Source organism: Streptomyces sp. CO7 (assembly GCF_053474865.1).
In genome coordinates this window covers 799,275-806,242 of record NZ_JBRIOU010000004.1, presented here as the reverse complement: position 1 = coordinate 806,242, position 6,968 = coordinate 799,275, and the positions used below count along the sequence as shown (strand labels likewise).

6 protein-coding genes and 1 pseudogene are annotated in these 6,968 nt (G+C 72.7%); 5 read left to right on the top strand and 2 right to left on the bottom strand.

What is annotated here, in order from left to right; all coding sequences use genetic code 11:
• From ACOV8S_RS16480 to ACOV8S_RS16465, 4 genes are all read left to right on the top strand, one after another.
• Nucleotides 1-1,095, top strand: a 1,095-nt coding sequence (locus tag ACOV8S_RS16480) for an ABC transporter permease (RefSeq protein WP_448318559.1), incomplete at its 5' end; no start/stop codon positions are given.
• Nucleotides 1,092-2,357, top strand: coding sequence for an ABC transporter permease (locus ACOV8S_RS16475; RefSeq protein WP_448318558.1), 1,266 nt, complete (start codon nt 1,092-1,094; stop codon nt 2,355-2,357). The genes ACOV8S_RS16480 and ACOV8S_RS16475, both read left to right, overlap by 4 nt.
• A complete protein-coding gene (locus ACOV8S_RS16470) occupies nt 2,354-2,782 on the top strand; it encodes a cytidine deaminase (protein WP_108954686.1) in 429 nt (142 codons plus the stop codon). The genes ACOV8S_RS16475 and ACOV8S_RS16470 overlap by 4 nt, the downstream gene beginning before the upstream one ends.
• Nucleotides 2,783-2,884: 102 nt before the next feature.
• Entirely contained in the window at nt 2,885-4,162 is a 1,278-nt protein-coding gene (locus ACOV8S_RS16465; RefSeq protein WP_448318557.1) for a thymidine phosphorylase, read from the top strand.
• Nucleotides 4,163-4,219: 57 nt separating this feature from the next.
• On the opposite strand, the gene ACOV8S_RS16460 is transcribed toward ACOV8S_RS16465, so the two are convergent.
• Nucleotides 4,220-5,368: a PP2C family protein-serine/threonine phosphatase gene (locus ACOV8S_RS16460; RefSeq protein ID WP_448318888.1), complete on the bottom strand. Its 1,149-nt coding sequence runs from the start codon at nt 5,366-5,368 to the stop codon at nt 4,220-4,222.
• A gap of 212 nt (nt 5,369-5,580) precedes the next feature.
• Between ACOV8S_RS16460 and ACOV8S_RS16455 the strand changes: the two are divergent.
• Nucleotides 5,581-5,787 (top strand): annotated as a pseudogene (locus ACOV8S_RS16455) (STAS domain-containing protein); the annotation flags it as partial.
• Nucleotides 5,788-5,817: 30 nt separating this feature from the next.
• On the opposite strand, the gene ACOV8S_RS16450 reads toward ACOV8S_RS16455, so the two are convergent.
• A complete protein-coding gene (locus ACOV8S_RS16450; RefSeq protein WP_448318556.1) occupies nt 5,818-6,840 on the bottom strand; it encodes a sigma-70 family RNA polymerase sigma factor in 1,023 nt (340 codons plus the stop codon).
• Between the last annotated feature and the right edge of the window lie 128 nt (nt 6,841-6,968).

Here is a 6,968-nt window from a genome sequence, read left to right as displayed (position 1 = left end):
GTCATGGCCCTGGTCGCGGCGATCCTGCTGACCTCGGTGGTGCTGCTGGTCTCCGGCCGCAACCCCATCGAGCCGTACGTCATCATGGCCGAGCAGATCGGCTTCTCCGACGTCCAGGTGCTGATCGTCAACCAGGCGTCGCTGTACTACATCGCCGCCCTGGCCGTCGCCCTCGGCTTCCGGATGAACCTGTTCAACATCGGCGTCGACGGCCAGTACCGCCTCGCCGCCATGATGACCGCCGTGGTCGGCGCCCACGTGGCGCTGCCGGCGTTCCTGCAGGTCCCGCTGCTGCTGCTGACCGCGGTGTGCACCGGCGCCTTCTGGGCCGGCATCGCGGGCCTGCTGAAGGTGACCCGCGGCGTCAGCGAGGTCGTCGCGACGATCATGCTGAACTCGATCGCCACCGCGCTGATCCTGTACCTGACCCAGAAGGACACCTGGGGCGTGCAGTCCGGCAACAACATGACGACCGGCGAGATGCATCCCTCCGGCTGGATCCCGGGCATCAGCATGGGCGCCGACACCGGCGAGCTCTACGGCCTGATCTTCCTCGCCGTGCTCCTGGGCGTCCTGTACTGGCTGGTCCTCAACCGCACCCGGTTCGGCTTCGACCTGCGGGCCTCGGGCGCGTCCCCGGAGGCCGCCGCGGCCTCCGGCGTCGACGCCAAGCGGATGACGCTCACCGCCATGCTGATCTCCGGCGGCGTGGCCGGCCTCTCCGGCCTGCCGCTGCTGCTCGGCGACGCGCACACCTACGGCCTCAGCTTCCCGGCCGGTCTCGGCTTCACCGCGATCGGCATCGCCCTGCTGGGCCGCAACCACCCCGGCGGCATCGCGTTTGCGGCGCTGCTGTGGGCCTTCCTCGACAAGGCGTCCCAGGAGCTCGACTTCTACGACTACGAGAAGGAGATCGCCACGATCATGCAGGGCCTGATCGTGTTCGCGGTCGTCATCTCCTACGAGGTGGTCCGCGTCTGGGGTCTGCGCCGCCAGCAGAAGCGCGTCGGCGAGGAGCTCGCCGCTGCCGCGGCGTCCGCCGCCGGCAAGTCCGTCAACGGTGACAAGACCGAGAAGGAGGTGGCGGCCCGATGAGTACCGCGACCGTCGCCAAGTCCCGGCCCGCGCAGGCCGCGAAGTCCGGCCGCCGCCGGATGTCGCTGCCCGTGGTGCTGCTGCTGATCGCCGGGGCGCTCGTCCTGGTCTCCGTCGTCCGCATGATCACCGGCGCGAACGGCATCACGTCCACCGGCCAGATGTCCACCGCGCTGCGTCTGGCCGTCCCGATCGGCCTGGCCGGACTCGGCGGCCTGTGGGCCGAGCGGGCCGGTGTGGTCAACATCGGCCTCGAGGGCATGATGATCCTCGGCACCTGGTTCGGCGCCTGGGCCGGCTACCAGTGGGGCCCGTGGGTCGGCGTGGCCTTCGGCATCCTGGGCGGCTGCATCGGCGGCGTCCTGCACGCCATCGCCACCGTCACCTTCAACGTCAACCACATCGTCTCCGGTGTGGCGCTGAACATCCTGGCGCTGGGCCTGGCCCGGTACCTGTCGAAGTACACCTTCGAGGGCGTGCCGCAGGGCTCCTCCAAGCAGTCCCCGCCGATCGAGTCGCTGGGAACCTTCGACGTGCCGGGGTTGTCCGACTGGCTGTTCACGCTCAACCAGAAGCACTGGTTCGTCATCTCCGACGTCGCGGGCCTGCTCGGCGGCGCGATCACCAACCTGTCGCCGCTGACCGTGGTCGCCGTGGCGCTGGTCCCGCTGAGCTGGTTCGTGCTGTGGCGCACCGCCTTCGGCCTGCGGCTGCGCTCCTGCGGCGAGAACCCGGTGGCCGCCGAGTCGCTGGGCGTGAACGTCTACAAGTACAAGTACATCGCCGTGATCATCTCCGGTGGCTTCGCCGGCCTCGGCGGCGCCTTCCTGTCGATCGTGGCGTCCAACGTCTACCTCGACGGGCAGACCGCCGGCCGCGGTTACATCGGTCTCGCCGCGATGATCTTCGGCAACTGGATGCCGGGCGGCCTGGCCCTCGGCGCGGGCCTGTTCGGCTACACCGACAGCCTCAACCTGCGCGGCGGCACCAGCAACGTGCACGCCCTGCTGCTCCTGGTGGCGTTCCTGCTGCTGGCCGGCGCGCTGTACCTGGCCTGGCGCAGGCGGTACCTGCCGGCCCTGATCACCGCGGTGATCGCCGCGGCGACCTACCTCTGGTACGCGAACACCTCCGAGGTGCCGTCCCAGCTGGTGACCGCCAGCCCGTACATCGTCACCCTGCTGGTGCTCTCGCTGTCCGCGCAGCACCTGCGGATGCCGAAGGCGGACGGCCTGCCGTACCGCAAGGGCCAGGGCGGATGACGGGGACGACGGCCGCGGCGGGCGGCGCGTTCGACTGGGACGCCCTGCGGGCGGTGGCGCACGAGGCGATGACCCGCGCCTACGCCCCGTACTCGGGCTACCCGGTCGGCGTCGCCGCCCGCGTGGACGACGGCCGGGTCGTCTCCGGCTGCAACGTGGAGAACGCCTCCTACGGCATCGGCCTGTGCGCGGAGTGCGGGCTGGTGTCGGAGCTGCAGCGCACCGGAGGCGGGCGGCTGACCCACTTCACGTGCGTCGACGGCGAGGGTGCGGTGCTCGTCCCGTGCGGACGGTGCCGGCAGCTCCTCTTCGAGTTCGGCGGCGCCGAGCTCCTGCTGGAGACCCCCGAGGGCGTCCTGCCGCTGTCCGCCATGCTCCCCCAGGCCTTCGGCCCGGGCCACCTCCACCAGGGCCCCGGGGCCTGACCCCTCCCGTCCCGGGGGGCGCGGATCCTCTCCGTGCCCCCGGGGACGAGCGGCCGGCCCGCAGGCAAGATCACCGCAACGAAGCGAAGAAGGGGCCGTCCCATGGACGCCATCACCGTCATCCGAGCCAAGCGCGACCGCGCCGAGCTGACCGACGAGCAGATTGACTGGGTCGTCGACGCTTACACCCGCGGCGAGGTCGCCGACTACCAGATGGCCGCCCTCAACATGGCGATCCTGCTCAACGGCATGAACCGCCGCGAGATCGCCCGCTGGACCGCCGCCATGATCGCCTCCGGCGAGCGGATGGACTTCTCCTCCCTCTCCCGCCCCACCGCCGACAAGCACTCCACCGGCGGCGTTGGCGACAAGATCACCCTCCCGCTCGCGCCGCTCGTCGCCGCCTGCGGCGCCGCCGTCCCGCAGCTCTCCGGCCGCGGCCTCGGCCACACCGGCGGCACCCTCGACAAGCTGGAGTCGATCCCCGGCTGGCGCGCCTCCCTCTCCAACGAGGAGATGCTCGCCGTCCTCGACGACGTCGGCGCCGTGATCTGCGCCGCCGGCGAGGGCCTGGCCCCGGCCGACCGCAAGCTGTACGCGCTGCGCGACGTCACCGGCACCGTGGAGGCCATCCCGCTGATCGCCTCCTCGATCATGTCCAAGAAGATCGCCGAGGGCACCGGCGCGCTGGTCCTGGACGTCAAGGTCGGCTCCGGCGCCTTCATGAAGACCCTGGACGACGCCCGCGAGCTGGCCACCACCATGGTCGGCCTCGGCCGCGACCACGGCGTCAACACGGTCGCGCTGCTCACCGACATGTCCACCCCGCTCGGCCTCACCGCCGGCAACGCCCTCGAGGTCCGCGAGTCCGTCGAGGTGCTGGCCGGCGGCGGCCCCTCCGACGTCGTCGAGCTGACCCTCGCCCTGGCCCGCGAGATGCTCGCCGCGGCCGGCCTCCCCGACGCCGACCCGGCCAAGGCGCTCGCCGACGGCTCCGCCATGGACGCCTGGCGCCGCATGATCCGCGCCCAGGGCGGCGACCCGGACGCCGCGCTGCCCACCTCCCGCGAGCAGCACGTCGTCACCGCCCCGTCCTCCGGCGTGCTGACCCGTCTGGACGCCTACGCCGTCGGCGTCGCCGCCTGGCGGCTGGGCGCGGGCCGCGCCCGCAAGGACGACCCGGTGCAGGCCGCGGCCGGCGTCGAGCTCCACGCGAAGCCGGGCGACACCGTCACCGCGGGCGCCCCGCTGATGACGCTGCACACCGACACCCCGGAGCGCTTCCCCTACGCCCTTCAGTCCCTGGACGGCGCGTTCGACGTCGCCGCCGCGGGCACCGACTTCACCGCCCCGCCGGTGGTCCTGGAGCGCATCGGCTGACGGACGCCGCCCGTCCGGGGCAGGCCCCGGCGGCCTGGGCCCGCCCCCTCCGGCGCCTCAGCCGGACGAGGCGGGCCGGGGCTGCCACTCGATCAGCAGGATGGTGGCGTCGTCGGTCAGCCGGTCGTTGTGGTGGTCCAGGATGTCGTGGATCAGCAGCCGGAGGATCTCGGCGGGACGCTCCCCGCCGGCGGCGGAGCGGATGATGAAGTCGGCGAACCGTTCCAGTCCGAACTCGTCGCCGCCCCTGCGGGCCTCGGTGACGCCGTCCGTGTACAGCAGCACCCGGTCGCCGGGCTCCAGGGTCGTCTCGTGCACCGCGCGGGCGGCCGGGCCGAGCAGGCCGTTCAGGCCCATGGGCGGCTCCGACGGACGGTCCAGTGCCTTGTCCAGCACCCGCTGGCCGCGGATCAGCAGCGGGGCGGGGTGCCCGCAGTTGCTCCAGCGCAGCACACCCGTGTCGGCGTCCAGCTGGCACACGACGCCGGTGCAGAACTGGTCGGGCAGCCACTGGGCGAGGGCCTGGTCGACGGACCCGACCACCTCGGAGAGGTCGGCGCGGGAGCGGCGCGCGTTGCGGCTGCACGCCAGCGCCACCGCCGTGGTCAGGCCGGAGGACAGGTCGTGGCCCATGGAGTCGAAGATGCCCGCGTGCAGGATGTTGCGGGTCAGCGAGTGGTCGAACGCGTCCCCGCCCAGGTCGTAGGCCGGCTCCAGCACCCCGGTGGAGATCACCGAGTTGGTGCCGATGCTGCGGGGCGGCAGGAAGGCCCGCAGCATCTCGGTGTGCGCGTGCATGGGGCGGGTGCGGATGCGGGCCACGAACCAGTCGCTGTAGGTCCGCTTGCTGGTGACCACCATGGAGAGCGTGTGGGCCAGCAGCCGGCACCGGCGCAGCCGCACGGCGTCCATCGACGCCGACCGTACGCCCAGCACGCCCAGGCGTTCCGCGCCGTCCACCAGGGGCACCCAGACGACCAGCTCGCCCAGCTCCTCCTCCAGCCGCACCGAGACCGTGCGGTAGGCCCAGCCGGCCGTGCTGCCGTCGACCGGCATCCGGTCGTCCTGCTCGTCGAGCGGCACCAGGACCCGCTGCTGCAGATCGACCATGTAGATGGTCGCGCTGCTCAGTCCCAACGCCCGGGCGCAGCGGTCCACCAGCCCGGGCAGCTGGTACGGGACGATCGCGTGGACGTCGGCGAGCATCCTCTCCAGCAGCTGCTCGTCCAGGCCGGAGGCCGCCGCCCGGTCGGTTACGTCGTCCGTCACGACATCACCTCACTCCCTCGGCCCCACTCTCACACCGTCCGGGCCGCCGACCCACCGGCCCCGCCGCAGACGGAGCAACGGTTCCCCCGGGCGCGGGCGGGCCGGTGACCCGCCGATGAGTCCCGCCGCCGCGCGCGGTCTACCCGTGCATGAGGGATCCGGAGACCGTCGTGCTGCGCGTGCCGGGCGAGCCCGTCGGGAAGGACGGCGTCGCCCGGCTGTGCGAGGCCGCGCGCGCCGGGCTGGCCGGCGGCGCGGACGTGGTGGTGTGCGACGTCCGCGCGGTGCGGCGGCCCTCGCTCGGCACCGTCGACCTGCTCGCGCGGCTGATGCTCACCGCCCGGCGGGCCCAGGGCCGCGTCCTGCTGCGCGGCCCCGACCCCGCGCTACTGGCCCTGCTCGGCCTCGTCGGGCTGACCGTCGGCGTCGAGGCGCCCGGCGAGACAGAAGAGGGGGAAGAAGCGCTGCGTGTCGAGGAAGCAGTGCATCGCGGCGATCCGCCCCTCTGACAGCTCCAGCACCTGCACCGCCCACGGGGTGTACCCGCCGCGCTCCGGATCCGGCTTGTAGTGGGCGTAACCGGGCAGGCCGTTGACCTCCACGGGCAGCAGCTTCGAGCCGGCGCAGCTCGCGCCGGCCGTGGTCATGAAGCCGGTCATGTCGGACGGGCCCAGCAGCCACAGGTCGAAGGGCGGCATGGTCATGATGGCGTCCTCGTGGAGCAGCGCCGTCAGCGCGGCCATGTCGTAGCCCTCGAAGGCCGCGACGTAGCGCTCCAGGAGCTTCTGCTGCTCCTCGTCCAGCGGGTCGGACACCTCGCCCGGCCGCTCCCCGCCGCGCTCGGACAGGGTGGCCCGGGCGCGCTGCAGGGCGCTGTTGACCGAGGCCACCGTGGTGTCCAGCAACTCCGCGACCTCGCTCGCCCGCCACGCCAGCACCTCGCGCAGGATCAGCACCACGCGCTGCTTGGGCGGCAGGTCCTGCAGCGCCGCCATGAACGCGAGCCGCACCGACTCCTTGGCGACGGCCCGCTCGGCCGGGTCGGAGACGTCCGGCAGCACCCGGGCGTCCGGGACCGGCTCCAGCCAGGTGTGGTCGGGGCGCGGCGACAGCGCGGCCTGCGCGAGCGGCGTGGCGGCGGACAGGTCCACCGGCCTGGCCCGCTTGTTGCCGGCCGACAGCATGTCCAGGCAGACGTTGGTGGCGATCCGGTAGAGCCAGGAACGGAGGCTGGAGCGCCCCTCGAACTTGTCGCGGCTGCGCCAGGCGCGGATCATCGTGTCCTGCACCGCGTCCTCGGCCTCGAAGGAGGAGCCGAGCATGCGGTAGCAGTAGCCGGTGAGCTCGGTGCGGTACCGCTCCATCGCCTCGGAGTCCACCGCTCCGGCCGCTGTGGATACGTCGGTCATGACAACCCGCCCCTCGGCTTCCTCGCCTGCAACGCCAGCACTTCCGGAAGCTACCGCAGCCCACTGACAACGTACTGCGGGTCCGGAGAAGTCGCAGGTGGGAAGCGGCGACGGGGACGGCGGCGGGC

Excerpts from the sequence above, each read along its gene's own strand:
- ACOV8S_RS16475 (WP_448318558.1), top strand. The coding sequence starts at position 1,092 with ATGAGTACCGCGACCGTCGCCAAGTCCCGGCCCGCGCAGGCCGCGAAG.
- ACOV8S_RS16470 (WP_108954686.1), top strand. The coding sequence starts at position 2,354 with ATGACGGGGACGACGGCCGCGGCGGGCGGCGCGTTCGACTGGGACGCC.
- ACOV8S_RS16465 (WP_448318557.1), top strand. The coding sequence starts at position 2,885 with ATGGACGCCATCACCGTCATCCGAGCCAAGCGCGACCGCGCCGAGCTG.
- ACOV8S_RS16460 (WP_448318888.1), bottom strand. The coding sequence starts at position 5,368 with ATGCTCGCCGACGTCCACGCGATCGTCCCGTACCAGCTGCCCGGGCTG.
- ACOV8S_RS16450 (WP_448318556.1), bottom strand. The coding sequence starts at position 6,840 with ATGACCGACGTATCCACAGCGGCCGGAGCGGTGGACTCCGAGGCGATG.